Annotated in this window: 19 protein-coding genes, 1 tRNA gene and 1 pseudogene; 8 read left to right on the plus strand and 13 right to left on the minus strand. The window is 64.1% G+C overall.

Annotated elements, in window-relative coordinates:
- Positions 1 to 90 precede the first annotated feature (90 nt).
- On the minus strand, positions 91 to 750 hold the full coding sequence (locus tag Q390_RS0106690; RefSeq protein WP_027995366.1) for a LysE family transporter: 660 nt from the start codon (positions 748 to 750) through the stop codon (positions 91 to 93).
- A 221-nt stretch (positions 751 to 971) separates the two neighbouring features.
- Between Q390_RS0106690 and kefC the strand changes: the two genes are divergently transcribed.
- Positions 972 to 2,801 (plus strand): glutathione-regulated potassium-efflux system protein KefC, encoded by a 1,830-nt coding sequence (gene kefC / locus Q390_RS0106695; protein WP_027995367.1) that lies wholly within the window; start codon positions 972 to 974, stop codon positions 2,799 to 2,801.
- 36 nt (positions 2,802 to 2,837) lie between these two features.
- Complete coding sequence (locus Q390_RS0106700; protein ID WP_027995368.1) at positions 2,838 to 3,272, plus strand: DUF1841 family protein; 435 nt, start codon at positions 2,838 to 2,840, stop codon at positions 3,270 to 3,272.
- 75 nt (positions 3,273 to 3,347) lie between these two features.
- Here Q390_RS0106700 and Q390_RS0106705 read toward each other — a convergent pair whose 3' ends face one another.
- Positions 3,348 to 4,019, minus strand: a complete 672-nt coding sequence (locus tag Q390_RS0106705) for a c-type cytochrome (protein WP_027995369.1) — start codon at positions 4,017 to 4,019, stop codon at positions 3,348 to 3,350.
- A 110-nt stretch (positions 4,020 to 4,129) separates the two neighbouring features.
- On the opposite strand from Q390_RS0106705, the gene Q390_RS0106710 reads away from it, so the two are divergent.
- Genes Q390_RS0106710 through Q390_RS0106730 form a run of 5 tightly spaced genes read left to right on the plus strand, consistent with a single transcriptional unit; the run spans position 4,130 to position 12,995 of the window.
- Positions 4,130 to 4,984: an AAA family ATPase gene (locus Q390_RS0106710; protein WP_027995370.1), complete on the plus strand. Its 855-nt coding sequence runs from the start codon at positions 4,130 to 4,132 to the stop codon at positions 4,982 to 4,984.
- A 13-nt stretch (positions 4,985 to 4,997) separates the two neighbouring features.
- Entirely contained in the window at positions 4,998 to 5,600 is a 603-nt protein-coding gene (locus Q390_RS0106715) for a GNAT family N-acetyltransferase (RefSeq protein ID WP_027995371.1), read from the plus strand.
- A gap of 18 nt (positions 5,601 to 5,618) precedes the next feature.
- On the plus strand, positions 5,619 to 6,806 hold the full coding sequence (locus Q390_RS0106720; protein ID WP_027995372.1) for a vWA domain-containing protein: 1,188 nt from the start codon (positions 5,619 to 5,621) through the stop codon (positions 6,804 to 6,806).
- A 4-nt stretch (positions 6,807 to 6,810) separates the two neighbouring features.
- Positions 6,811 to 8,691, plus strand: coding sequence for an autotransporter assembly complex protein TamA (locus Q390_RS0106725; protein WP_037472403.1), 1,881 nt, complete (start codon positions 6,811 to 6,813; stop codon positions 8,689 to 8,691).
- Between the two features lie 2 nt (positions 8,692 to 8,693).
- Positions 8,694 to 12,995, plus strand: a complete 4,302-nt coding sequence (locus tag Q390_RS0106730) for a translocation/assembly module TamB domain-containing protein (RefSeq protein WP_027995374.1) — start codon at positions 8,694 to 8,696, stop codon at positions 12,993 to 12,995.
- A 68-nt stretch (positions 12,996 to 13,063) separates the two neighbouring features.
- Here the strand turns inward: Q390_RS0106730 and Q390_RS17800 are convergent.
- From Q390_RS17800 to dusB, 5 genes and pseudogenes are all read right to left on the minus strand, one after another.
- Positions 13,064 to 14,260, minus strand: a pseudogene (locus tag Q390_RS17800) (RNA-guided endonuclease InsQ/TnpB family protein).
- Between the two features lie 35 nt (positions 14,261 to 14,295).
- Positions 14,296 to 14,370 (minus strand) — tRNA-Arg (locus tag Q390_RS0106740).
- Between the two features lie 190 nt (positions 14,371 to 14,560).
- Entirely contained in the window at positions 14,561 to 16,147 is a 1,587-nt protein-coding gene (gene purH / locus Q390_RS0106745) for a bifunctional phosphoribosylaminoimidazolecarboxamide formyltransferase/IMP cyclohydrolase (RefSeq protein ID WP_027995375.1), read from the minus strand.
- 88 nt (positions 16,148 to 16,235) lie between these two features.
- Entirely contained in the window at positions 16,236 to 16,472 is a 237-nt protein-coding gene (locus Q390_RS0106750; RefSeq protein WP_027995376.1) for a Fis family transcriptional regulator, read from the minus strand.
- Complete coding sequence (gene dusB / locus Q390_RS0106755) at positions 16,469 to 17,527, minus strand: tRNA dihydrouridine synthase DusB (RefSeq protein WP_027995377.1); 1,059 nt, start codon at positions 17,525 to 17,527, stop codon at positions 16,469 to 16,471. Before dusB ends, Q390_RS0106750 begins: the two co-directional genes overlap by 4 nt.
- A 120-nt stretch (positions 17,528 to 17,647) precedes the next feature.
- Here dusB and Q390_RS0106760 point away from each other — a divergent pair, with 120 nt between their 5' ends.
- The gene (locus Q390_RS0106760; protein WP_027995378.1) at positions 17,648 to 18,130 is read left to right on the plus strand and encodes a YqaA family protein; all 483 of its coding nucleotides are present in this window, start codon (positions 17,648 to 17,650) and stop codon (positions 18,128 to 18,130) included.
- Here Q390_RS0106760 and Q390_RS17805 read toward each other — a convergent pair.
- The 6 genes from Q390_RS17805 to Q390_RS0106790 all read right to left on the minus strand — a co-directional run bounded on the left by Q390_RS17805 (position 18,081) and on the right by Q390_RS0106790 (position 24,318).
- A complete protein-coding gene (locus tag Q390_RS17805; RefSeq protein WP_051603093.1) occupies positions 18,081 to 19,709 on the minus strand; it encodes a bifunctional aminoglycoside phosphotransferase/ATP-binding protein in 1,629 nt (542 codons plus the stop codon). The genes Q390_RS0106760 and Q390_RS17805 overlap by 50 nt on opposite strands.
- 86 nt (positions 19,710 to 19,795) lie before the next feature.
- On the minus strand, positions 19,796 to 20,287 hold the full coding sequence (locus Q390_RS0106770) for a nuclear transport factor 2 family protein (RefSeq protein ID WP_051603118.1): 492 nt from the start codon (positions 20,285 to 20,287) through the stop codon (positions 19,796 to 19,798).
- Between the two features lie 36 nt (positions 20,288 to 20,323).
- Entirely contained in the window at positions 20,324 to 21,106 is a 783-nt protein-coding gene (locus Q390_RS0106775; protein WP_027995380.1) for an SDR family NAD(P)-dependent oxidoreductase, read from the minus strand.
- A gap of 4 nt (positions 21,107 to 21,110) precedes the next feature.
- Positions 21,111 to 21,668, minus strand: coding sequence for a DUF3833 domain-containing protein (locus Q390_RS0106780; RefSeq protein WP_027995381.1), 558 nt, complete (start codon positions 21,666 to 21,668; stop codon positions 21,111 to 21,113).
- A complete protein-coding gene (locus Q390_RS0106785; RefSeq protein WP_051603094.1) occupies positions 21,665 to 23,008 on the minus strand; it encodes an MFS transporter in 1,344 nt (447 codons plus the stop codon). The genes Q390_RS0106780 and Q390_RS0106785 overlap by 4 nt, the downstream gene beginning before the upstream one ends.
- A gap of 53 nt (positions 23,009 to 23,061) precedes the next feature.
- Positions 23,062 to 24,318 carry an SAM-dependent methyltransferase gene (locus Q390_RS0106790; protein ID WP_027995383.1) on the minus strand — a complete coding sequence of 419 codons (1,257 nt, stop codon included), beginning with the start codon at positions 24,316 to 24,318 and terminating at the stop codon, positions 23,062 to 23,064.
- Positions 24,319 to 24,325: the final 7 nt, after the last annotated feature.

Genomic DNA, 24,325 nt, shown 5'->3' on the forward strand with positions numbered 1-24,325 from the left:
CGCCGGCCACAGCAGAATAATCATAAAAATCCCTCCAACGCTTATCAGGAAAGCGCTTATAGCTACATATTTAATAGCATTTTATTCAAATCAACTGGCACGCGCGCCACGCTGGACAAAAAACAACCCCGCCCCTACCGCCATCAACAGACCGCCAAACACCCGGTTTTGTGCCCGCATGGCGCGCGCGCTGCGCAGCAAGCGGCGCAAGGCACTGGCGCTGGCCGCATAGCTGTGCATCACCACCATATCTACCGCCACCATGGTGGCCGCCAGAATCACCAACTGCAGCGCCAGCGGACGCGCTTCGGACAGAAACTGCGGTAATACGGCGACCATGAAAATGATGCCCTTGGGATTGGTAGCGTTGGTGAAAAACCCCGTGGCGCAGCGCTTTTGCCAGCTGCCAGCAGCCGCACCGATGGCGGCGTCATCGCTGGAATCACTGACCACCACAGGCGCTGCCGAACCGGCTCGCCACTGGGAAAAGCCGACATATATCAGATAGCACGCGCCCAGCACCTTGACCGTATTGAACGCGACCTCGGACGCCAGCAGCAGCGAGCCCACCCCCGCACCAGCCACCAGCAAAATCAATAGCAACCCCAGTTGCAGCCCAAAAATAGTGGCACTGGTCTTGCGCACGCCATACGACAGTCCATGGCTCATCGACAGCACTGCGCCCGAACCCGGCGACACCGCAATCACGCACGCCGCCGCCAGAAAAGCCAACCAAGTATGCAAATCCATTCGAAAATCTTCGCTCAAAAAGTGGGGAATGCATCTTAGCAAGGGGCGTGCAGAACGACTGAAACAAAAATCCTGATGCAACCAATCACCCCTGACTCTTGCAGACAGACACCCAACGCATATCTGCACGGCGACCGGGCCAGTGCCAAAATTACGCTCCCCACCCTTTGGCCAGCAGCCGTTTTGGCCACTCCCAGGCTGGCGCACTTTGGCGCACTTGCATGAACAACGCCCCCCTCTGGCTGACCTACGGGTTTCTCTACCTGGGCGCCGCCGTGCTCGCTGTGCCCGTCGCCCGTGCGCTCGGCCTGGGCGCCATCATTGGCTATCTGGCCGCTGGTATCGCCATGGGGCCGTGGGGCCTGGGGCTGGTCAGCAATGGCCAGGACATCCTGCACTTTGCCGAGTTTGGCGTGGTGCTGATGCTGTTTGTCGTTGGACTCGAGCTGCAACCCCGCCGCCTGTGGGACATGCGTCGCAACGTCTTTGGCCTGGGCCTGACGCAAATGCTGGGCTGCACCGGTGTGCTGTTTGCCGCCGCCTGGGCGGTGGATCTGCCCTGGCGCGTTGGGCTGGTGGGCGCCTTGGGGATGGCGCTTTCGTCCACGGCGATTGCCCTGCAAACCCTGCAGGAGCGCCACCTGATGCAGTCCAAAAGTGGCCAGACGGCCTTCTCGATCCTGTTATTCCAAGACGTGGCCGCCATTCCCATCCTGGCGCTGCTGCCCCTGCTGGGGGCTGCTGCAGGCTTGCAGGCCGACCACCACCCCGCCGCACTGGCCTGGGAAGCGGCAAAAATAGTCGGCGTCGTCGGTGCCATCGTGCTCGGCGGGCGCCTGCTACTGCGCCCGCTGCTGCGCTGGATCGCCAAGAGCAAGACCCCTGAAATCTTCACCGCCACTTCGCTGCTGCTGGTAGTGGGCATCGCCTGGCTGATGGTGCTGGTGGGGCTGTCGATGGCGCTGGGCGCATTTTTGGCCGGTGTCCTGCTGGCCGACAGTGAATATCGGCGCGAACTGGAAACCGACATCGAGCCGTTCAAGGGCCTGCTGCTGGGCCTGTTCTTCATGGCCGTGGGCATGACCATCGACTTTGGTGTCCTGCTGCGCTCACCCGGGACAGTGGCCGCGCTGCTGGTCGGTTTTCTGGCCCTCAAAAGCGGACTGATTTACGTCCTGGCCCGCAGCACCCACATCCCCCACCAAGAACGCCCGGCCTTCACGCTGCTGCTGGCCCAGGGGGGCGAATTTGCCTTTGTGGTGTTCCAGGGCGCCACCGGCGCCAAGGTGTTCTCGCCCGAAGTGGCGTCGCTGCTGATCGGTGCGGTCGCGCTGTCGATGCTGCTCAGTCCGCTGCTGCTGCTGGCGCTGGAGCACGCCCTGCTGCGACGCCACGCCCAGATCAAAGCCGCAGCCCCCGAGCCGCAGAGCGACATTCCCGAGCCACAACAGGCGCCGGTGATCATTGCCGGCTTTGGCCGCTACGGCCAGATCGTCGCCCGCATGATGCTGGCACAAGGCATCCCCAGCACCATCCTCGACCACAGCGTGGACATGCTGGAAGTGGCGCGCACCTTTGGCTACCGCGTGTTTTATGGCGATGCCACGCGCCTGGCGCTGATGCGGCTGGCGGGCGCGGCCCATGCACGCGTGCTGGTGGTGGCGGTAGACACGCCAGAGCGTTCCCTCAAGATCGTCACCCTGGCACGCCGGCACTTTCCGCACCTGCACATCGTCGCCCGCGCGCGCGACGTGACGCACTGGTATGCCCTGCGCGACCTGGGCGTGCAACACATTGAGCGCGAACTATTTGAATCCAGCCTGACCAGTGCCCGCACCGTACTGGAGCTGCTGGGGATGCCGGAGCACGAAGCCGCGCAGATGGCGCAGCGCTTTCGCGCGCACAACCTGGCCCTGGCCGAGCGCATGTACCCGCACCACCACAACCACGCCAAAATGATTGCCGTGGCCCGCGAAGGGCGCCAGCAACTGGCCGAACAAATGGCCAAAGAGCGCCAGGAGCGCAAGCAGCGCGAGGAAGGCACGCCGTAGCCCGTACCAGCGCAGCTGCGTGCTACGCTTGCCCGCATGTTCCATCCGTCCCAAGCCGATGTGCGGCGCTTTTTTTGCGCTGTCCACGCCAAAACCCAGGCCGGTGCTCCCATGGAGGCCATTGAAACGCTGGCCAGCCTGTGGATTGCCGAGCACCCCGAACACCACGCCGATCTGGCCGACGTCAACGCCGCCCTGGCGCGCAACTACGACGCAACGCCCGAGCACACCAACCCGTTTTTGCATCTGTCGATGCACCTGTCGATCAGCGAGCAATGCAGCATCGACCAGCCGCGCGGCATCCGCCAAGCGGTTGAGTTGCTGGCCCAACGGCTGGATGGCCTGCACGACGCCCACCACGCCACCATGGAATGCCTAGGCGAGATGCTGTGGGAAAGCCAGCGCTCGGGCCGCCCGCCCGACGGTGAGGCTTACGTCGCCGCCGTCCAACGCCGCGCTACGCGGGATTGAAGCCGTAATTTTGCTATTTTTTCAATAGCTTATAGCGCACGGCGGGATTGGGCTTAAGCCCTAAAACATCCTTATTCAACGAAACCGCGACTGCGGCACCACTTTCAGGTCGCCCGGCAGCGCGCCAATGTAGTCCGCCAGCGCCTTCAGCTCGGTATTGCTGAATTGCTGGGCCACCGCGCCCATCAGGGGGTTGGAGCGCCCGACATAGGCATTTTTCTGGCTCTTGTAGGCCTTGAGTGCGACAAACAGGTAGTCGGCGTGCTGGCCAGCAATCTGCGGGTAGGTCGGGGCAATCGGCTGGGCAAAATTGGCGCCGTGGCACGACACGCAGGCACCCTTTTGCAGCAGTGCGGCCACGGGAGCGCTGGGCGCGGGCGCGGGCGCGCTGGGCGCGGGCGCCAGGGTGGTGCCGGTGCTGCCGCTTTGCGCGTAGTAGGCAGCAACGTCGGCAATGTCCTGGTCAGACAGTGAATCGGCGACGCCGCGCATGGTGGGGTGCTTGCGCTCGCCCTTCTTGTACTCGTGCAGCACCGCGGCAATATAGCCCGCCCCCTGGCCCGATATTTTGGGCACCTTGTACACCTGTGGAAAGGTGGACTGGTAGCCGACGATGCCGTGGCAGCCAATGCACATGGCATTTTTTTGCCCCCCGGCTTGCGCGTCGCCGGTCACTTCCTCGGCGTGGCTGGCGGCGGTCGTGCAAGCGAACGCCAGGGCAAATAACGTGGTCAGGGTATGGTTCATTTTCCGCGCACAATCTCTCGTCGAGGTTTAGGCTAAAGAAGTTGGCCCCACTTGCAAAGCAAGGCCAGCGCATGTCAAGTTAATTTATCAAAATTCGAGCATTTAATTCCATGAAATTTCAAGGTTCTCAGAATTACGTCGCCACCCAGGACTTGATGCTGGCGGTGAACGCTGCCATCACATTGCAACGCCCGCTGCTTGTCAAGGGCGAGCCCGGCACCGGCAAGACCATGCTGGCCGAAGAAGTGGCGCTGGCGCTGGACATGCCGCTGCTGCAGTGGCACATCAAATCGACCACCAAGGCGCAGCAAGGGCTGTATGAATACGATGCCGTGAGCCGCCTGCGTGACAGCCAACTCGGTGGGGTAGATGGCAATGCACGGGTACAGGACATTCGCAACTACATCGTGCAGGGCGTGCTGTGGCAGGCCTTTACGGCCGATCGTCCGGTGGCGCTGTTGATCGACGAAATCGACAAGGCCGACATCGAGTTTCCGAACGATTTGTTGCGCGAAATCGACCGCATGGAGTTTTATTGCTACGAGACGCGGGAACTGATCAAGGCCAAGCACCGGCCGCTAGTGTTCATCACCTCAAACAACGAAAAGGAACTGCCCGACGCTTTTTTGCGCCGCTGCTTTTTCCACTTCATCAAGTTTCCCGAGCCCGACACCATGCGCCGCATCGTCGATGTGCACTTCCCCACGCTCAAGGCCGATTTGCTGGCCTTGGCGATGAAGACGTTTTACGACGTGCGCAGCCTGCCCGGCCTGAAAAAGAAACCCTCGACCAGCGAGCTGCTGGACTGGCTGAAGCTGCTGGTGGCGGAAGACATTCCGCTCGAAGCCTTGCAAAGCGCCGACAACAAGGTGGCCGTGCCGCCGCTGGTGGGTGCCTTGCTGAAAAACGAGCAGGACGTGAGCTTGTTTGAAAAGCTGGTGATGATGAATCAGCGCAATCGCTAACCAGGAAGTGACCATGGCATTTGTCGAACCGGTGGTATTGCGCCTCAACGGCGTGCGGCTGGAACCGCTGGCGCTGGCGCATGAAGACGGCTTGGCGGCGGCAGCGGCCGATGGCCAGTTATGGCGGCTGCGCGTGACTTCAGTGCCCGAGCCACAAGAGACCCGTCTGTACATCGAAAACGCGCTGGAGATGCGTGCGCAAGGCAGCCGTTTTGCCTTTGCCGTGATCGACGAAGCCTGTGAGCGTGTGCTCGGCACGACCGGCTTTCACGACATCGCGCCGGCGGTGCGCCGCGTCGAGATTGGCTACACCTGGTACGGCCAAAGCGTGCAGCGCAGCCATGTCAACACCACCGCCAAACTGCTGCTGCTCGGCCACGCCTTTGATACGCTGGGCTGCCATGTGGTGGGCTGGCGCACCGACCACTTCAACTTTGCCAGCCAACGCGCCATCGAGCGTCTGGGCGCGAAGAAGGACGGCGTGCTGCGCGGCCACGCGCTGCGCCGCGACGGCACCATCCGCGACACCGTGATGTACAGCCTGCGCGCCGGCGAATGGCCCGAGTCGCGCGCTCAATTGCTCTCATTAATGGAGCGTCATGCGCAGACTGCATAAGCGCTAGAGGCCTAAAACATGCTGATTGACTTCTTTTACACCCTGCGCGCCGCCAAACTGCCGGTATCGGTGCGCGAATACCTGACGCTGCTCGAAGCGCTGGAGGCCGGCGTGGTTGGCCCGAATTCCGACGGCGCTTGGAGCTTGGACGATTTCTATCACCTGGGCCGCACTGTGCTGGTGAAGGACGAGAAGCACTACGACAAGTTTGACCGCGCCTTTGCTGCCTACTTCAAGGGCGTGGAACTGGTGGCGGATTTCACCCAGGAAGTGCCGGCCGACTGGCTGCGCAAAATTCTAGAGAAAGAACTTACGCCCGAGCAAAAGGCCGCCATTGAAGCCATGGGCTGGGACGAGTTGATGGAGACTTTGAGAAAGCGCCTCGAAGAACAAAAAGAGCGCCACGAGGGCGGCAGCAAGTGGATTGGCACCGGCGGCACCAGCCCGTTTGGCCACGGCGGCTACAACCCGCAGGGCATTCGCATTGGCGGCGCTGGCAAAAACAAGAGCGCCGTCAAGGTCTGGGAGCAACGCGCTTACCGCGACTACGACGATTCGCAAGAGCTGGGCACGCGCAACATCAAGGTGGCGCTGCGCCGACTGCGCAAATTTGCGCGCCAGGGCCACGAGCTGGAGCTGGATTTGCCGGACACCATCCGCAGCACGGCGGCCAATGCCGGCTGGCTGGACATCAAAATGATTCCGGAGCGCCACAACAATGTGAAGGTGCTGCTGCTGATGGACGTCGGCGGCACCATGGACGAGCATATTCAGCGCATTGAAGAGCTGTTCAGCGCGGTCAAGACCGAGTTCAAGCACCTAGAGTTTTATTACTTCCACAACTGCGTTTACGACTTTGTCTGGAAGAACAACCACCGCCGTTTTGCCGAGAAATTTCCGACCTGGGACATCCTGCACAAGTACAACAAAGACTACAAACTGATCTTTGTCGGCGACGCCACCATGAGCCCCTATGAAATTTTGCAGCCCGGCGGCAGTGTCGAATACAACAACCAAGAAGCCGGCGCTGAGTGGTTGCAACGCCTGACGCACAAATTTCCGAACTTTGCGTGGATCAACCCCGAGCAACAGGGCGTGTGGCAGTACCGCCAAAGCATCGCCATCATTGAGCAGCTGATGTCCGGGCGCATGTACCCTTTGACGCTCAAGGGCCTCGAAGACGCCATGCGGATGCTGTCAAAATGAATCGATGACCCTGCGCGCTTTTTCCTCTGCGCCGACCCTGTGGCCGGCGTTGCTTTTTGTGGCCCTGCTTGGCCTGCAAGGGTGCAGCCTGCTGCCGCCTGCGCTGGGCGGCCCGGACGACAAGACACCCGATGTGGCCGGCGTGCCCGATGACGCGCCAGCCGCCTTCACGCTGGACGTGCAGGCGCCGCAGGACATCGCTGAATACCTGACCAAAAACCTGGAATTGCAGCGCTTTCGGCGTTTTCCGGGACTGCAGGCACGCGAACTGTCGCGCCTGCTGGGCGCCGCTGACGCCAACGCGCGCGAACTGCTGGCCACGCTGGGTTACTTCAGCCCGACCTTGATGCTGGAAATGACCGAAACACCCGAGGCCGAGGCCCCACGCACCATCGTGCTGCATGTCGAGCCCGGCCCACAGACACACATCCGCGCGGTCCAGATCGAGGTCGCCAGCCCCGGCAGCGAAGCCGTCGAGGGTGCAGCGCAGCGGGGACAGGTAGAAAAACAATGGTCGCTGAAGCCGGGCCAAGTCTTCACCCAGGCGGACTGGGACAGTGCCAAAGGACAAGGCCTGCGCACGCTGCGCCAGCGCCGCTACCCCACGGCGCGCATTACCAGCAGCCGCGCTGAGGTCGATGCCGACCTGCACCAAGCCACGCTGGCGGTGGACTACAACTCGGGCCCCGCCTACCGTTTTGGTCCGCTGCAAATACAGGGCAGTGAGCGTTACGACAGCGACGGTGCGCGCCGCCTAGCACGCCTGCCCACCGGCACCCTCTACAGCGAAGCGCGGATGCTGGACGCCCAGCAGCGCCTGGCCAGCAGCGGCTATTACGACGCGGTGTTTCTGACGCTGGACACCGAAGGCACCGACCCCGAATCCGCACCCGTCACGGCGCAGGTGCGCGAGGCCAAGCTGCAGAAATGGGTGTTTGGCGTCGGCGTGTCCACTGACAGCGGCCCGCGCCTGAGCGTGGACCATATCTACAACCGCCTGCCGCTGCTGGGCTGGCGCGCCGTCAGCAAGCTGCAGTTGGACCGCAAGGCCAGCCTGCTGAGTACCGAGTGGACGGCTTTGCCAGACGAGGGCGGCTGGCGCTGGTTCACCGGCGCCCAGGCGCAACGCGAAACCACCGGCAGCTATGAAGTCAACAGCGCACGCCTGCGCGCCGGCCGCAGCCAAAGCGGCACCCGCATCGATCGCTCGGCCTTCCTGCAATACGACTATGCCAACAACCAAGGCCCCAGCGCGCCACCATCGAGCAGCGCGCTGACCGCCAACTACAGCTGGACTGGGCGCTATTTCAACAGTCCCACCAATCCCACGCGCGGTTCCGGCCTGGCCTGGGAGCTGGGCGCCGGCGCCACACTCACGCCCCAGCGCGACCCGTTTGTCCGCGCCATGGCGCGCTGGCTGCATTTCGTGCCGCTGGGCAAGGTGCAACTTGAAGGCGGCACGCCGCGCGACAGCCGGCTGGCGCTGCGCGCCGAAGGCGGCGCCGTACTAGCGCGCGAAGGAGCGCAGATTCCGGTAACGCAGCTGTTTCTGACCGGCGGCGACACCACGGTGCGCGGTTATGGCTACCGCCAGATTGGCGCGCGCATGGACAACGACCTGCTCTATGGCGGCCGCTATCTGGCCGTGGCCAGCGTCGAATGGCAGCGCCCGATGGCCGTGCGCGGCAACGTCACCGACTGGGAAAGCACCGTGTTTGTCGACGCCGGCGCCGTGGCCGACCGAGTGGGTGACCTGACCCCACAGGTGGGCGTGGGCGCCGGCGTGCGCTGGCGCAGCCCGGTCGGGCCGTTGCAGGCCGATCTGGCCTACGGCCTCAAGGCCAAGAGTCTGCGGCTGCATTTGCGCCTGGGTTTCAATTTCTAGGTATGGCCACACGTAAACCGACCCCTCCCGACGCCGGGGCTGACACCTTTGCAGCCGCCGCCGGAGGTCCGCCCACGCCCAACCCTTACGCCGCCGCCTCTGCCCGGCACCCGGGCGCACCCGTGCGCCGGCGCGCGCGTTTCTGGCGCCTGGCCGCCGGCCTGCTGGCGCTGCTGGTGCTGGCCGTGCTGCTGCTGGCTGCTGGCACCTGGGTCTGGTCGGGCCGCAGCACCTCGTTGGCCACCACGCTGGCCCAGGTGGCGCGCTGGTTGCCGGCTGACCAAGAGCTGAAAACACGCGATGTCAGCGGCTCGCTGCGTGGTGGCGGCCACATTGGCTGGTTGCGCTGGAGCAGTCCGACACTGGCGGTCGAAGTGCAAGACACGCGCATCGCCTGGAGCCTGGCGCCGCTGTTGCAGCGCAGCGTCAAGCTGGGCGAAGTCCACGCCGCGCACGTCCGCGTCGCCGCGACGCCCGATCCCAACGCCCCCAAGCCCGCACCGCTGCAGTCCCTGGTGCTGCCGGTGCGCATCGACCTGCCGTTCCAGATCGACCTGATCGAATGGGTCGGCCCTCCGGTAGTCGAGGCACGTGCGCTCAAAGGCCACTATCAATACGACCGGGTGCAGCACACCTTGGCGGTGGACGGCGTGGACCTGGCCCAGGGCCACTACAGCGCCAACGCCACGCTGCAGGCACAAGCCCCGATGGCGCTGCAGGCCACACTGGAAGGACAGGTACGCACTGTCACACCGGGCAATGACCAGCCACTGCTGCTGTCAGCCCACGCCACCGTGAACGGCACTTTGGCTACCGAAGCCGCGCGCCTGCAGGTGCTGGCACAGCTGCGACCACCCACAACAGACGCCGCGGATAAGACGGCAGCAGAAAAAGACATCCAAGACAAGGCAGCAACAAAACCTCCGACCAAAGCAGCCGCCGCCCACGGCGCTCCCCCGCCTGTGCCCGCCAACACCATGCAAGCCGACGTGCGTGCCGAGATCGCCCCCTGGGCGCCGCAGCCGCTGCTGCAGGCCAGCGCCGCCCTGCGCGCCCTGAACCTGGCCGCCCTGTGGCCGCAAGCCCCTACCACTGCGCTGGAAGGCAGCGTGCAAGCGGGCCCACAGGGCAGTGGCTGGCAAGTGGCGGCGCAGCTGCGCAACGACCTGCCCGGCCCCTGGGACCAAGGACGTCTGCCAGTCAGCGGCCTCGATGCCCAGGCCGATTACGACGGCGCACAGTGGCGCATTCCGCAAGCCGAGGTACGCGTCGGCAACGGCCGCATCACGGCACAAGGCACCTACACCGTGGCCAGCAGTGCCATCGAAGGCAGCGCAGCAGTACAGGCATTGAACCCGGCCGCGCTGCACACCCGGCTAGATGCCGCGCCGGTCAACGGCCAGTTGCGCGCACAGAGGCAAGACGGCGCCGTACGCTTCAACGCCGACCTGCGCGCCAGTGGCCGCGCGGCACCGGTCCGCACCCCATCCGGCAAAGCGGGCAAGGCCCCCGCGCTGCGCATCCAAAGCGTACGCGCCAGCGGTCATTGGAACGCCCCGCTGCTGACGCTGCAGCAGCTGGAGGTGGACGCGCTGCAGGCACAGCTGCGCGGCCAGAAAATCGCTATCACGCTGGGCAACGCCCTGGCCGTCAGCGGCAACCTCACACTCACCGTACCAGGCGCCACCGCGCGCACCACCGGCCAGCTGGAACAGGCCAACGGCGCAGGCGAACTGCAACTCAACGTGGCCTCCGCCGAGCGCGTCCAGGCTTGGCTGCAATCGCTGCCCGGTCTGTCCACCGCATTGCAGGGCCCCGTCCTGCAGGGCCAGGCACGCCTGGATGCACGCTGGCGCGGTGGCCTGCGCAGCCTGCAGCAGCAATTGCAGAGCGCCAGCGGCACCGCGCCTGTCGCTGCCGCCGCTACCGTGCGCGGCGACACCCCGTTCACGCTGCAGGCTACGCTGACGGCGCCTAGCCTGGACATCGCCCTGCCCCCAGCCAAAGGCAGCACCGCCGCCACGCACCTGCAGCTCAGTCGCCTGAACGCCGCGCTGTCCGGCTCGCTGGCCCAGGCCACGCTGGCCCTCGACGGACAAGTCCAACAGGGCCAGCAGCGCATCACCTTGAACACCCACATCAGCGGCGGTCTGGCCACATCTGGCAACACCGCTGCACAGTGGCGCGCCAACGTGGCAGCGCTGCAGTTGCAGCTGCAGGACGCCGCGCGGCCCGGCGCCTGGGCGCTGCGCCTGCAAAAGCCGCTGGTCGTCACCCTGCGCCAGACGAGCGGCGCCAAGGGCAACGCTGGCAGCACGGTGGTCGAAACCGGCGCCGGCCAAGCGCGTTTGAGTGGCCCGGCGCCCGGAAACGTAGCCCTGACCTGGCAACCGCTACGCTTGGTGCAATCGGCCCAAGGAGCAGTGCAGCTGCAAACCCAAGGGGAACTGACCGGTCTGCCGCTGGCCTGGGTCGATGCCCTGAGCGCAGCGGACGCAGAGTCGCCTCTAGCCGCCATGGGTCTGGCGGGCAACCTGGTGTTCAACGGTCGCTGGGACGTGGACGCCGGCGACACCTTGCGCGCCAGCGCCGTGCTGGAGCGCGCCAGCGGTGATTTGCGCCTCCTGAACGGCGAGGCCGCTCCCGTCACCACGGTGCGCAGCAGCGGCAGCCAGCCCAAGGTCACTGCCACGACTGCCACCAGCAGCGCAGCAGCACCCGCCAGCGGCACCCCCGTCGGCGTGCGCCAAGCGCGCCTGCAGCTGAACGCCGACGGCAGCCAAGTGAGCGCGCGCCTGCAATGGGACAGCGAACGTGCCGGGCAGATCGAGGCCAACGCCAGCAGCACGCTGACGCGCCAGGACGGCGGCTGGAGCTGGTCGCCAGACACCCCCCTCAACGCCCGAGCACGCGCGCGCCTGCCCGATGTCGGCGTGTGGTCGGCACTGGCGCCGCCTGGCTGGCGCATCCACGGCACGCTGGACGCCGACGCCACTTTGAGCGGCAGCCTGAACGCCCCGCAGTGGCAGGGCACGCTGGGCGCCGACCGCATCACAGTGCAGTCGCTGCTCGATGGCGTAGACCTGAAAGACGGCCGCCTGCGCGCCGTACTGCGCGGCAACCAGCTCGACATCACCGAACTGAGCCTGCAAGGCGGCCAGGGCAGCCAAGCACGCATCGCCGGCTACAGCGGCAACCTGACGCCATCACCGCGGGACGGCGGCAGCCTGCAGGGCAGTGGCACGCTGCGCTGGAACAAAGGCACCGGCACCAGCACCGGCAGCGAAGCCCCGCCGCCCAGCGGCTCCGGCATTGCCCTCGACTTCACGGCGCAACTGCGCGCGCTGCAGGTGCTGGTGCGCGCCGACCGCCAAGCCAGCGTGTCCGGCACGCTGCGCGCCGGCTTGAAAGACGGCCAGATCACCGTGCGCGGCGACCTCACCGTAGACCGGGCCACCATCCTCCTGCCCGAAGCCTCAGCGCCCAAGCTGGGCGACGACGTGGTGGTGCGCTCGGCGGCTATCGACCGCGCCAACGCGGCGAAAGCGCAGCAAGCCAGCAAAAGCGCCGCCCGCGTCCAGACCGCCAAAGCGCCCGATATTGCCGTCACCCTGAACCTGGGCCGTGACTTTGCGCTGCAAGGCGCGGGCATCACCACGCGCTTGGAAGGCGCGCTGGAGGTGCGGGGCGGCAACTCTCCCGGCGCCCCGCCACGCATCACCGGCGAAGTGCGCACCGTGCAGGGGCGCTACCGTGCCTGGGGCCAGTCGCTGGACGTGGAAACCGGCATTGCGCGCTTCAACGGCCCGTACAACAACCCGTCGCTCGACATCCTGGCGATACGCCCGAACATCAGCGTGCGCGCCGGCGTGCAGGTGACTGGCTCGGCACAGGCACCGCGCGTGCGCCTGTATTCCGACCCCGATCTGCCAGACGCAGAAAAGCTGTCCTGGGTGGTGGTGGGCCGCAGCACCGCCGCTGGCGGCGCCGAAGCCGTGCTGCTGCAGCAGGCCGCGCTGGCGCTGCTGGGCGGCCAGGGCGGCGGCACCGGCAGCATGGCACAGCGCCTGGGCGTAGATGAAATTGGCTTCAAAGGCCCCGGTTCGGCCAATGACGCCAGCGGCGCCGCCATCACACTCGGCAAACGACTGTCAAGCAAGCTGTACGTCACCTACGAGCAAAGCCTGTCGGGCGCCATGGGAGCCATCTATATCTTCTACGACCTGTCCAAACGCCTGACCCTGCGCGGCCAGACCGGCACGCAAAGCGCGGTGGACATCATCTATACGGTGGAGAAGGATTGAGAATTCGGCCCAACGCCATAGAAAAACGGATAGAACGGGCCTGTTCCGTCATACCTACTCACATCTGCCTAAACAGTTGCGAAGCTGACTTTCTGCTTCACAGAGGCTGGTTTCACTCGGGCCTTGCAACCCAAGCCAGAGCCATCCTCTCCACAGACTGACACCGTGGAACTCACGGCCATATTCTTCAAATTGACAGCCGCGTTGATATCGCGGTCGTGGTGCGCGCTGCAGCTGGGGCAAGTCCATTTCCTTATCGACAATGACAAAGTCTCCCGCTTATGCCCGCAGCTTGAGCAGGTTTTGCTGCTCGGATACCAGCGGTCAGCCACAACAACCTGTCCGCCGCGCTGCACCGCTTTGTATTCCAACTGCCGCCGGAACTCAAAAAACCCCATATCGCTGACTGAGCGCGCTAAGTGGCGGTTTTTGACCATGCCTTTGACGTTCAAATCTTCAATGCCGATGGTGTGGAATCGGCGCGTCAGGTCAGTGGTCAATTTGTGCAGCGCATCTTTGCGGATATTGCTGATTTGGGCGTGCAACCGCGCCAGCTTTACCTTGGCTTTTTGACGATTAGCACTGCCTTTGACCTTGCGGCTCAACTAGCGTGATAACCGCTGCAAGCGACCCAAAAGTGCCGTGTGGGGCTTGGGGCCGAGGATGCTCTCTCCGGTCGAGAGGGTTGCCAGCGCCGAAACACCTAAATCCACACCAACCGCGCCTTGGTTTTCAACTTTGGGTAGATGTGAAGCGTCTGGAGTTTCAACGGTGATGCTGACTAACCATTTATCAGCCACGCGCGAAATGGTGGCCGACATGACTTTGCCTGCAAAGCGCAACACCTCACGCATACGCACCCAGCCTAAATTGGGGATGCGTATGCGTGAATCTTCCACGCTGAATTGGTCGTTGGTCAGTGAAAAGCGGTCGTGCGCGCATTTCTTGCGGAATTTTGGGTATTTGGTGCGCCCAGCAAAGAAATTTTTAAAAGCATTGCCCAACTGGATGATTGCCATTTGGAGTGCGTTCTTTGTCACCTCCAGCATCCACGGAAATTGCTCCCGCTTGGTGGCATTGAGCTGGCGGCGCAGAGACATTTGCGAAGGCTTAGGTAGCGTCGCATCCAACTTCCAAGCCTCGTACTGGCGCTTCCATTCGGCCAGGGCCCAGTTGTAGGCAAAGCGCGCCGTACCTGCGGCGCGCGCCATGTAGGGGGCTTGCACGTTGTTGAGGTCGAGCGTGATTTTGTGGGAAATCAGCATTTGACGGACGCTTCCAGCCTGGCGATACCGCTATGTGGTGTCCCCACCAGGAATCGAACCTGGATCTGATTCTTAGGAGGAACCTGTTCTATCCATTGAACTACGGGGACGCGCGAGCAGCGGCGTAATATAGCTGATGTCAATTTAGCCAGATGTTGGGTTGGGTACAACCCAACCTACAAACTACCAACAAATCAAAAATCATAGCTGCTAGCGCAGGCATCTAAAGGGCTAGAGGCTAAAAACACCACTAATCACCCGTAGGTTGGGTTGTACCCAACCCAACGGGCTTTCAGGTTTTTAATGGCGGAAGTGCCGCACACCGGTAAACACCATCGCCACGCCGCGCTCATTGGCAGCGTCGATGACTTCTTGGTCGCGCATCGAGCCACCCGGCTGGATGACGCAGGTGGCGCCCGCGTCCACCACCACATCGAGGCCGTCGCGGAAGGGGAAGAAGGCGTCGCTGGCGACGGCTGTTCCATTTAGCGACAGGTTGGCGTGCTGCGCCTTGATGCTGGCGATGCGCGCCGAGTCGAGGCGGCTCATCTGGCCGGCGCCGACGCCCATGGTCATGCCGTCTTTGCAGAAGACGATGGCGTTGCTTTTGACGTACTGCGCCACTTTCCAGGCAAACATCAGGTCTTGCAGTTGTTCTGGTGTCGGTTGCAGCGTGGTGACGATTTTCAGGTCGGCCAGTTGCAGGATGTGGTTGTCAGCGGTCTGCATCAGCAGGCCCGAGCCGACGCGGCGGGTTTCAATCTCGTTGCGCACGTGGGCGTATTCCTCGGGCAAAGCGATTTGCAGCAGGCGCACGTTGACCTTGGCTTTGAAGATGTCCAGTGCTTCGGCGCTGAACGCGGTGGCCATCACCACTTCGACAAACTGGCTGGAGACCGCTTCGGCCGTGGCTTTGTCCACTGGGCGGTTGAAGGCAATGATGCCGCCAAAGGCGCTGGTCGGGTCGGTCTGCAGCGCTTTGCTGTAGGCCTGCAAGGCGCTGGCACCGACGGCCACGCCGCAGGGGTTGGCGTGCTTGACGATGACGCAGGCGGTGTCTTCAAAGCTCTTGACGCATTCCCACGCCGCATCGGCGTCGGCGATGTTGTTGTAGCTCAGCTCTTTGCCTTGCAGTTGCACGCTGGTGGCCAGCGAGCCGACGGCGGGGTTCAGGTCGCAGTACCACGCGGCTTGCTGGTGGCTGTTTTCACCGTAGCGCAGGTCTTGCGCTTTGACGGTGAACATATTGGCCTGGGCCGGGAACACGGCCATGGCGGGGACGTAGTCTTCGCTCAGTTTGTCAGCGTCCAGCTGCACGCTGGACAGGTAGTTGCTGATGGCACCGTCGTATTGGGCAATGCGGTTAAACGCGGCGGTGGCCAACGCAAAGCGCAGGGTATCGGACAGCTTGCCGTGCTCTTGCAGCTCGGCCAGCACGGCGGGGTATTGGTCTACGTGGGTCAGCACGCCGACATCTTTCCAGTTTTTGGCGGCGCTGCGCACCATGGCGGGGCCACCGATGTCGATGTTTTCAATCGCGTCGGCCAGCGTGCAACCGACTTTGGCCACCGTCTCTTCAAACGGGTACAGATTGACTACCAACAGGTCGATGGTGTCGATGCCGTGCTCTTTCAGTGCCGCCATGTGCACCGGCAGATCGCGGCGGGCCAACAGACCGCCGTGCACTTTGGGGTGCAGGGTTTTGACGCGGCCATCGAGCATTTCAGGCGATTGCGTGACTTCAGACACCTCGGTGACTGGCAGACCGGCTTCTTGTAGCAGCTTGGCGGTGCCGCCGGTGGACAGCAGGCGGATGCCCATCGCGTGCAGGCCTTGCGCCAATTCGACGATGCCGGTTTTGTCAGAGACGGAGAGAAGTGCATTCATAGGGGGTGACATCAAGGTTAGGAATCAAATTGGGCTCAAAGGCTTACAGGACAAGCGCTACTAGCTATAAAAAAAGAGTGAGCGAAAGTTACAGTAGTTTGTGCTCCAACAGCTTTTTGCGCAAGGTATTACGGTTCAAACCCAGCCATTGGGCGGCGCGCGACTGGTTATTGTCGGCTTGCAGCATCACTACTTCTAACAGCGGCTTTTCCACCAGATGCACCAGCATGTCGTACATGCCGTCCGGCGCCTCGCCGCCCAGGTCGCGGAAATAGCTTTCCAGGTTGTCGCGTACGCACTCTTGAATATGTTTAGGGCTACTCATGCAGTCAATTTCTCTTGTCGTTCTTGTGGTGTTTCAAAGGCTTGTGGTGCGGGCACGCTGATCGGCAGGCGCTCCCTGTGCGCGCCCAAGTCGGCAAAGTAGTCGGCCACGGCCTGCCACTGCACGGCGCAGTCGTCGATGCGGTTGATGTGTTGGCGCAGCGCTTCGCCCCCGGGCAAGGCGCGCACATACCAAGCGATGTGTTTGCGCGCGCTGCGCACGCCGGTGTCGTCACCATACAGGCGGTAGTGGTCATGCAAATGCGCCAGCAGCAGGCTGGCCACCTCGGCCACCAAGGGCGGCGCCAGGTGTTCGCCGGTGGTCAAAAAATGGTTGATTTCGCGGAAGATCCACGGCCGGCCTTGGGCTGCGCGGCCGACCATCAGCGCGTCGGCCCCGGTGGCGGCCAGCACGGTGCGGGCTTTTTCTGGGCTGTCGATGTCGCCGTTGGCCACCACCGGCACGCGCACGGCGGCTTTGACGGCGGCGATGGTGTCGTATTCCGCCGCGCCTTGGTAGCCCTGCTCGCGCGTGCGGCCGTGCACCGTCAACATTTGGATGCCCGCGGCTTCAAACTGCCGTGCCAGTGCCACCGCGTTGCGGTGCTGCTGGCACCAGCCGGTGCGCATTTTTAATGTCACCGGCACGTTGCGCGTGGAGCAGGCTGCCACCACCGCAGCAGCAATCTGCACTGCCAGCGCCTCGTTCTGCATCAGCGCCGAGCCGGCCCATTTATTGCAGACTTTCTTGGCCGGGCAGCCCATGTTGATGTCGATGATCTGCGCGCCGCGGTCGATGTTGTAGAGCGCCGCCTCGGCCATCATCGGCGCGTCGGTGCCGGCAATCTGCACGGCAATCGGTCCTGGTTCACCCTCGTGGTTGGCGCGGCGCGAGGTTTTCAGGGTGTCCCACAGGTCTTTGCGCGATGTGACCATCTCGCTCACCGCATAGCCCGCTCCGAGCGTCTTGCAGAGTTGGCGAAACGGCCGGTCCGTCACCCCCGCCATGGGGGCGACAAACAAGCGGTTTGCCAAGGAATAGGGGCCGATGTGCATGGATCAGAAAAACCAGAAGGGGAGCTTAAAAAAGAGGCGAAATTGTACCTGCACAAAATTTAAGCACCCACCGTGCTACCAATCCAGAAGCCGCCACGCAGCACTACACTCGCCCGACGTATGGAATCTTGGCTGTTACACCTGCTCGATGTGCTCGCACTGCCGCAATTTGGCCTGGGCACGGTATTTGTCGTCTCGTTCATCTCGGCCACCCTGCTGCCGCTGGGCTCCGAGCCTGCGGTGTTCGGCCTCATCAAGCTCAACCCGGCCATGTTCTGGCCGGCCATTCTGGTGGCCACGGCCGGCAACACGCTGGGCGGTGGGGTCAGCTGGTGGATGGGTTTGGGCGCGCACAAGGTGGTGGACCGCGCACGCGGCGAGCACACCAATGTGCACGCACTGGCCTGGGTGCGCCGCTTTGGCGCCAAAGCCTGCCTGCTGAGCTGGCTGCCGGTGGTGGGTGATCCACTGTGCGCCGTGGCCGGCTGGCTTAAGCTGCCGTTCTGGCCCTGTCTGGCCTACATGGCAGTAGGCAAATTCTTTCGTTACCTGATCATGACGACGGTGATGCTGCAGTTGTGGCCGGGCTTGCTGGCGCACTGACGACCTCTGCGGGCGGCATCAGCACGGCCCAGTTCACCGGCTGCGTGGTATCGATGCACAGCGCCAACGCCTGCTCTTGCGTACTGAGCGGCTCGCGCCGTGCCAGCTGCGCGGCCAGCACCTCCAACGTTGCCTCAGACGCATTACCGCCGCGCTGCAAACGCCGCTGCACGCGCTCTTGCAACACGGGTACTGGCGCATCAAAGGCCAGGATGGCGAACGGCACCTCTTTTTCTGCGGCCAGCGCCCTGAACGGGGCGCGCTGGCTGTACGCCAAAAAGGTGGCATCGACCAGCACGGCAAAGCCGGCCTCCAGCACCGTGCGCGCCAGTGCCAGCAGTTGTGCGTAGGTGCGCACGGTGGTGTCGGCGTCGTAAATGCTCTGGGACACCCGCGCCGCGCTGGCCGCCGTCGGCGCCAGACCGAACAGGCGCTTACGCTCTACGTCAGCGCGCAGACGCACCATGCCGCGCGCAGCGACCAGCGGTGCGCTGTGGTGGCTCTTGCCGGCACCCGAGACCCCCTGCGCCAGCCACAGCGCACGCGGGCGCGGCTGGCACAGCTGCCCGGCCAGCGCCAGATAGCGCTGCAATGCCTGCAGGCTGGCATCGTTTTGCTCGCCCTGCCCGGCCTGCCCGCAGCGCAAGCCCGCCACCATGGCCCGCACCAGCGCGCGGTAGACCAGATACCACGGCAGCAACTCCAGGCCAGCGTAGTCGCCGCTGTGCTCCAGCCAACCATTCAAAAAATGCCAGCCCAAATCGGGCCGGCCGCGCGCCTGCAAGTCCATGCACAAGAAGGCGACATCGGCCATCGGATCAATAAAGCGCAGCGCCTCGCTGAATTCAATCGCGTCAAACAACTGCGGCCCATCGGCCAACTGCACCAAGTTGCCCAAGTGCAAATCGCCATGGCATTCACGCACCTGCCCTGCCGCCTTGCGTGCGGCCAGCAGCGGCTGCAGGCGCTCGCCTTCGCGCTGCGTCCAGGCTTGCAGCGCCTGCAACGTGCGGCGGTCGGTCTCGGGCAGCGGCAAAGCAGCCAAGGTGTCGAGGTTGGTCTGCGCCTGCTGGCGCACCAGCGCGGCACTGCCCCAGTCGCTGTCCGGGGGTGCCACTGCCGCGCTGGCGTGCAACTGCGCCACGCGCTCGGCCAAGGGGCTCAACTCCGACGACTGCAAAGCACCAGCGGCCAGTTGCTCGGCCAACAGTTGGCCGTCGGCAAAACGCTGCATCTGCACGCCGTACTCCAGTACCTCGTCTTGGGGTTGCACATTGACCAATGGCACCAGGCGCGGCGCCTGCGCCGGCCCCACCAGCGCCACCACCGCCTCGTACAACTGCGGCGCGGTGCGGCGGTTGATGCGCAATTCTTCCTCGCAGGCGTGGCGGCGCAGCGCCAGCGTGCCAAAGTCTAAAAACCCGAGCGACAGCGGTTTTTTGAACTTGAACACCCGCTCGCCCGCCAGCACCACCCACGAGATATGGGTTTCAATGCAGCGCGCATCAGCAGCCAGCGCGGTCGGCCCACGCAGCAAAGACTGCAACCACAGGGGGTACGAGGTGATCGGATCAGACATGGTTTTGTATTATTTTGATAGCTACTAGCGCACGTATCTAAAGGGATAGAGGCATATTTGACCAATATTTAGCGCTTATTCAGTGCTTATGTGGTCGCCATTTGGCGGCGCAACCAGCGCATCAGACCCCCCAGGGCGGGGAGTTTTTCATACAGCTCTTCGGCGGCATCCCAGTAATCGCGGTGCAGCGCGACCAAGCCGTGCGCATCCAATTGCAAATGGGTGGCGCCGCGGATGAACTGCTCGTTGCACCAGCGTTTGTGGCGCAGGCGAAAGTAAAACTCCCACACCAAAAACGCCTGATCGCCCTGCACGATGCGCTGGGTGACGACAAAGCGCGGCCGCTCCAGCGTGGCAAACATGTGCTCAAACACGCGCACGATGGCGGGCACGCCTTGGAGGTCGTTGAACGGGTCTTTGAAGCGCGCGCCGCTGGCATAGCACTGTGCCAACTGGGGCAGCATCTCAGGCGAGAGGCTCTCGTACAGCTGCGCCAGGCGGTGTACCGCGGCAGCGGTGGTCAACGCCGCCTGGGCGGCTGAAGCCGCTGACACAGTGGCAGAACGAGAAGAAGTCATCGCCATCGTGGCGGTGAGGGTGGTGGAAGTCATGCGTCACAAACCTGTCAAGCGGTGCACCAAGGCGAAATACCAGCGGTAGGGCAACACGCGCAGCAGCTTGAGTATCACCGTGAAACGTCGGGGGAAATGCATCTCAAAGTCGCCTCGCGCCCAGCCGCGCAGCATGGCTTGGGCCGCCTGGGCAGGGGTGATCAGGGCAGGCATGGGAAATGCGTTCTGTGCCGTCAGCGGCGTATCGACAAAGCCGGGGCAGACCACGCTGACGCCGACGCCGTGCGGGCGCAGGTCCAAAAACAGCACCTCAGCTAAATTGATCAGGGCGGCTTTGGTCGGGCCATAGGCCAAACTTTGCGGTAGTCCACGCCAGCCGGCCACGCTGGCGACGAGGCTCAGGTGCGGCGCACGGCCCGCCTTGGCCGCGCCTAACAAGGCTGGCACCACAGCGGCCAACACATGCAGCGCGCCAGCCACGTTGACCTGCTGGTGGCGCAGCAGCTCGGGCAGGTCGATGTCGGTGGCGCGCATCGCTTGGTAGTGGCCGGCGCAGTAGCAGACCAAGTCCAGCGGGCCGTCCGCCAGCAACTGCTGCGCGGCAGTGGCGACAGCGGCGGCATCGGTGGCGTCCAGCACCAGCGCCTGGCTGCCAGGGTGTTGGCGGGCAAATTCTTCCAGCGGCGCCGGTTGGCGCGCAGACACACACACCTGCGCCCCGCGTGCGTGCAGCGCCTCGGCCACGGCGCGGCCAATGCCGCTGGAGGCGCCAATCAACCAGACGCGTTGGCCGTGCCAGTCGGTGATGCGGGGGTTCAGGGCCACGGCGTCATTCCTTGGTGAACGACAGGGTCAGCTCGCCCAGTTGCACACCCCACTTGCTCATGGTGGCGCGGTTGAGCAGCACCTGAGCGTCGATGAGAAACATCCAGTCGTCCAACTGCACCTCGTAGGTGCTGCCGTCCACCGGCAGGCGCAGGGTGTAGTTCCAGCGAAAGGCGTTGCCGGCGGTCTGGCCCTGGGCCTCACCGACCACATCGTCGGCGCGGCCGGTGTAGCGGCCATCGGCGTGTTTGGTCAGGCGCCAAATGCGCCGATCGGTGCTGCCGTCCGAGTAGGTAAAGGCTTCGTCCAGCACACCTTCATTGCCCTGCCAGTGGCAGTCCATGACGACGGTAAAGCGCCGCGCCACGGCACCGCCGCGCTTTTGGAAGATGCCGTGCGCGCGCACGCGGCCATTGAAGTACTGGTCCAGCTCCAGCAGCGGGCGCTCCTGGGCGTAGTCGGTGGGCTGGGGGCTGGCACAGCCGGACAAGCCAGCGAGAGCGGCAGCGCCAGCGACGGCGCTGAGCAGCAGGTGGCGACGTGGGAGAAGGGTGGTATTCACAGCGGCATTCCTTTCAAGGAGGCGGGGCGCTCGGCCCGGTGGATGAACAAGCCATACAACAGCGCCGCGGCCAGCAGTTTCAGTGCACAGGGCAGCAACGCATAGGCCCAGGACAAGTGTTCCAAGGCCTGCGCGTCTTGGCTGCCGGAGACGTAGCCGCCCCATTGCAGCAGCGGCAGCGCCGCGCCAGCGGCCAGCGCCAGATTCAGTTTGGTAGCCAGATTCCACCAGCCCAAATAGGCGCCGTCGTGCTGGCCTTGGGCGCCTTGGCGCTCGACCAGGCGCGCCAGCAGCGCGCCGGGCACCACCAGATCGGCGCCCAATGCCACGCCCGTCAGCGCGCAAATGACGGCAAAGGCCCACACCTGCCCACTGCCCAAGCCCGCCGTCCAGCCAAAGCACAGCACCGCCAGCAGCATGCCGGCCAGCCAAGAGCGCTCCAGGCCAAAGCGGCGCACGCCGCGCAACCAACCGGGCAGGGACAACGCGCCGCAGACGAAATACAGCACCAGCAGCAGCGCCATCTGCGCCGGGGTGGCCTGCAGCCGGTCTTGGGCAAAAAACAGCAGCAGTGCAGCAGGGATGGCGCTGGCAATGCCATTGCACAAAAATACCGCCAGCAAACGGCGAAACGCTGGCACCTGCAGCGGTGCCCACAAGCGGTAGGCCGGCACCTGCCGTGTCGGCGCCATGGCGGGCAGGTGTGGCGGGCGCGGCGCCTGCCACAGTGCCCACCAGCCCAGCAAAAAAGCCAGCACCAAAGCCAGCAACATGACCGCTGGCCCCCAAGCCACTGACAGTGCACTGGCGGCAATCACCCCGACCAAGCCCAGCCCCTCGCGCCAAGCGACGATGTGGCTGCGCTGCAGCGTGTCGCCACCCAAGCGCACGCCCCAGGCTTGGTGCGCAATCACCAGCTGGCTGTGCGCCACACTGGTCAATACCAGCCCCACTACCAGCCACAGCGCCAGCGCCTGGGGTGCTCGCACCGCCGGAAAAAACAAACCTGCCATACCCAGTACCTGCACCAGCGCCGATGCACCGGCCAGCCACAGCACGGCGCGCGTGGCGCGGTCATACAGCCAGTCGCTCAGGCGCCCCAGCAGCGGCTCGACCACGGCATCCAGCAAGCGCACCGCCATCAGCAGCGCCCCCACCGTCGCCAGCGACAGCCCGAGCTGGTCGGCGTAGTAATGCGGCAGCACCACATACAGCGGTAACGCCGCAAACGCCAGCGGCAGCCCCAGCAGCCCATAGCGCAGGCCGGCGCGCCACGGCAAAGGCGCCATGGCAACGTGCGGGGCATCCAGAACCCAGCTATTGACCGGATTTTTAAGCATAAACAGGCTCTAACCCTTTAAATACATGCGCTTATAGCTATCATTTTTTATATTCAATCTTTCACCAGCGTGTACTGCACCACGTCGATGTTGGCGGTATCAAACGAGGCTTCGCAGTAGGCGAGGTAAAACTCCCAGGTGCGCTGGAACGCTGGGTCAAAGCCCTGCGCTTGCACTTGGGCGCGCTGCTGGGCAAAGCTGTGGTGCCAGCGGCGCAGGGTTTCGGCGTAGTCCGGGCCAAAAGAGAAGGCTTGCTCGACGCGCAAACCGGCCTGCTCGGCAGCCGCTTGGAAGCGCGACGGGCTGGGCAAGCAGCCGCCCGGAAAAATATATTGCTGGATGAAATCGGTGCCGCGCACGTAGCGCTCAAACAGCGCGTCGTCGATGACGATGCTTTGCACGCAGGCGCGCCCGCCGGGTTTGAGCAGGCGCTGCAGCGCGCCAAAGTAGCTGGGCCAATACGACTGGCCGACGGCCTCGACCATCTCGATGGAGCAAATCGCGTCATAAAGGCCGTCAGGGCCAGCGTTGATGTCGCGGTAGTCCTGCAGGCGCAAAACGACCTGCGCGGCCAGCCCAGCTTGATCCGCGCGGCTTTGGGCGTAGGCCAGTTGTTCGCTCGACAGGGTCACACCGGTGACGTGGGCCTGGAATTCGCCGGCGCCCATCTCCGCCAGCGCGCCCCAGCCACAGCCAATCTCCAGCACGCGGCTGCCGGGCTGCACACCGGCACTGTGCAAGGCGCGGCGCACTTTGGCGTGTTGCGCTTGCGTCAGGTCGCCCTGCAGGTTGCCCTCAAACCAGGCGGACGAGTAGTTCATGCTCGGGTCCAGCCACAGGCGATAAAAGGCGTTGCCCAAGTCGTAGTGCGCGTGGATGTTGCGGCGGCTGCCGGCCCGGGTGTTGCGGTTGAGCAGATGGCGTAGCTGGTAGGCCAAGCGGCCCCACCAGGCGCCGTAGACCAGCGATTCCAGCGTCTCCCGGTTGGCCATCAAGAGTTTGAGCAGCTCGGCCAAATGCGGCGTGCTCCAGTCTTGGGCGATATAGCCCTCGGCCAAACCAATGTCGCCGGAGCGCAGCACGGCAGCAAACACGCTCCAGTTGTGCAGGCGCAGGTTGGCGGTCGGCGTGCTGCCGCTGCCCAGGCGCAGCGTGCGGCCACCCGGCAACTCTAGCAGCAGCGTGCCGTGCTGCAAGCGCTGCAACAAGCGCACGCCAGCGCGGGCAGCGCGGGGAATATCAGCCAGCAGGTCGGAGGGCAAATCGCTGTGGCGCTCCAGCGCCAATGAAGGAACGGTGGTGGTGTTCATGGTTGAG

Source organism: Simplicispira psychrophila DSM 11588 (assembly GCF_000688255.1).
GTDB classification, from domain to species: domain Bacteria; phylum Pseudomonadota; class Gammaproteobacteria; order Burkholderiales; family Burkholderiaceae_C; genus Simplicispira; species Simplicispira psychrophila.

What these genes read in the sequence shown, in the direction of transcription:
- Q390_RS0106690 (WP_027995366.1), bottom strand. Translation starts at nt 750, where the DNA reads ATGGATTTGCATACTTGGTTGGCTTTTCTGGCGGCGGCGTGCGTGATT.
- kefC (WP_027995367.1), top strand. Translation starts at nt 972, where the DNA reads ATGAACAACGCCCCCCTCTGGCTGACCTACGGGTTTCTCTACCTGGGC.
- Q390_RS0106700 (WP_027995368.1), top strand. Translation starts at nt 2,838, where the DNA reads ATGTTCCATCCGTCCCAAGCCGATGTGCGGCGCTTTTTTTGCGCTGTC.
- Q390_RS0106705 (WP_027995369.1), bottom strand. Translation starts at nt 4,019, where the DNA reads ATGAACCATACCCTGACCACGTTATTTGCCCTGGCGTTCGCTTGCACG.
- Q390_RS0106710 (WP_027995370.1), top strand. Translation starts at nt 4,130, where the DNA reads ATGAAATTTCAAGGTTCTCAGAATTACGTCGCCACCCAGGACTTGATG.
- Q390_RS0106715 (WP_027995371.1), top strand. Translation starts at nt 4,998, where the DNA reads ATGGCATTTGTCGAACCGGTGGTATTGCGCCTCAACGGCGTGCGGCTG.
- Q390_RS0106720 (WP_027995372.1), top strand. Translation starts at nt 5,619, where the DNA reads ATGCTGATTGACTTCTTTTACACCCTGCGCGCCGCCAAACTGCCGGTA.
- Q390_RS0106725 (WP_037472403.1), top strand. Translation starts at nt 6,811, where the DNA reads ATGACCCTGCGCGCTTTTTCCTCTGCGCCGACCCTGTGGCCGGCGTTG.
- Q390_RS0106730 (WP_027995374.1), top strand. Translation starts at nt 8,694, where the DNA reads ATGGCCACACGTAAACCGACCCCTCCCGACGCCGGGGCTGACACCTTT.
- purH (WP_027995375.1), bottom strand. Translation starts at nt 16,147, where the DNA reads ATGAATGCACTTCTCTCCGTCTCTGACAAAACCGGCATCGTCGAATTG.
- Q390_RS0106750 (WP_027995376.1), bottom strand. Translation starts at nt 16,472, where the DNA reads ATGAGTAGCCCTAAACATATTCAAGAGTGCGTACGCGACAACCTGGAA.
- dusB (WP_027995377.1), bottom strand. Translation starts at nt 17,527, where the DNA reads ATGCACATCGGCCCCTATTCCTTGGCAAACCGCTTGTTTGTCGCCCCC.
- Q390_RS0106760 (WP_027995378.1), top strand. Translation starts at nt 17,648, where the DNA reads ATGGAATCTTGGCTGTTACACCTGCTCGATGTGCTCGCACTGCCGCAA.
- Q390_RS17805 (WP_051603093.1), bottom strand. Translation starts at nt 19,709, where the DNA reads ATGTCTGATCCGATCACCTCGTACCCCCTGTGGTTGCAGTCTTTGCTG.
- Q390_RS0106770 (WP_051603118.1), bottom strand. Translation starts at nt 20,287, where the DNA reads ATGACTTCTTCTCGTTCTGCCACTGTGTCAGCGGCTTCAGCCGCCCAG.
- Q390_RS0106785 (WP_051603094.1), bottom strand. Translation starts at nt 23,008, where the DNA reads ATGCTTAAAAATCCGGTCAATAGCTGGGTTCTGGATGCCCCGCACGTT.
- Q390_RS0106790 (WP_027995383.1), bottom strand. Translation starts at nt 24,318, where the DNA reads ATGAACACCACCACCGTTCCTTCATTGGCGCTGGAGCGCCACAGCGAT.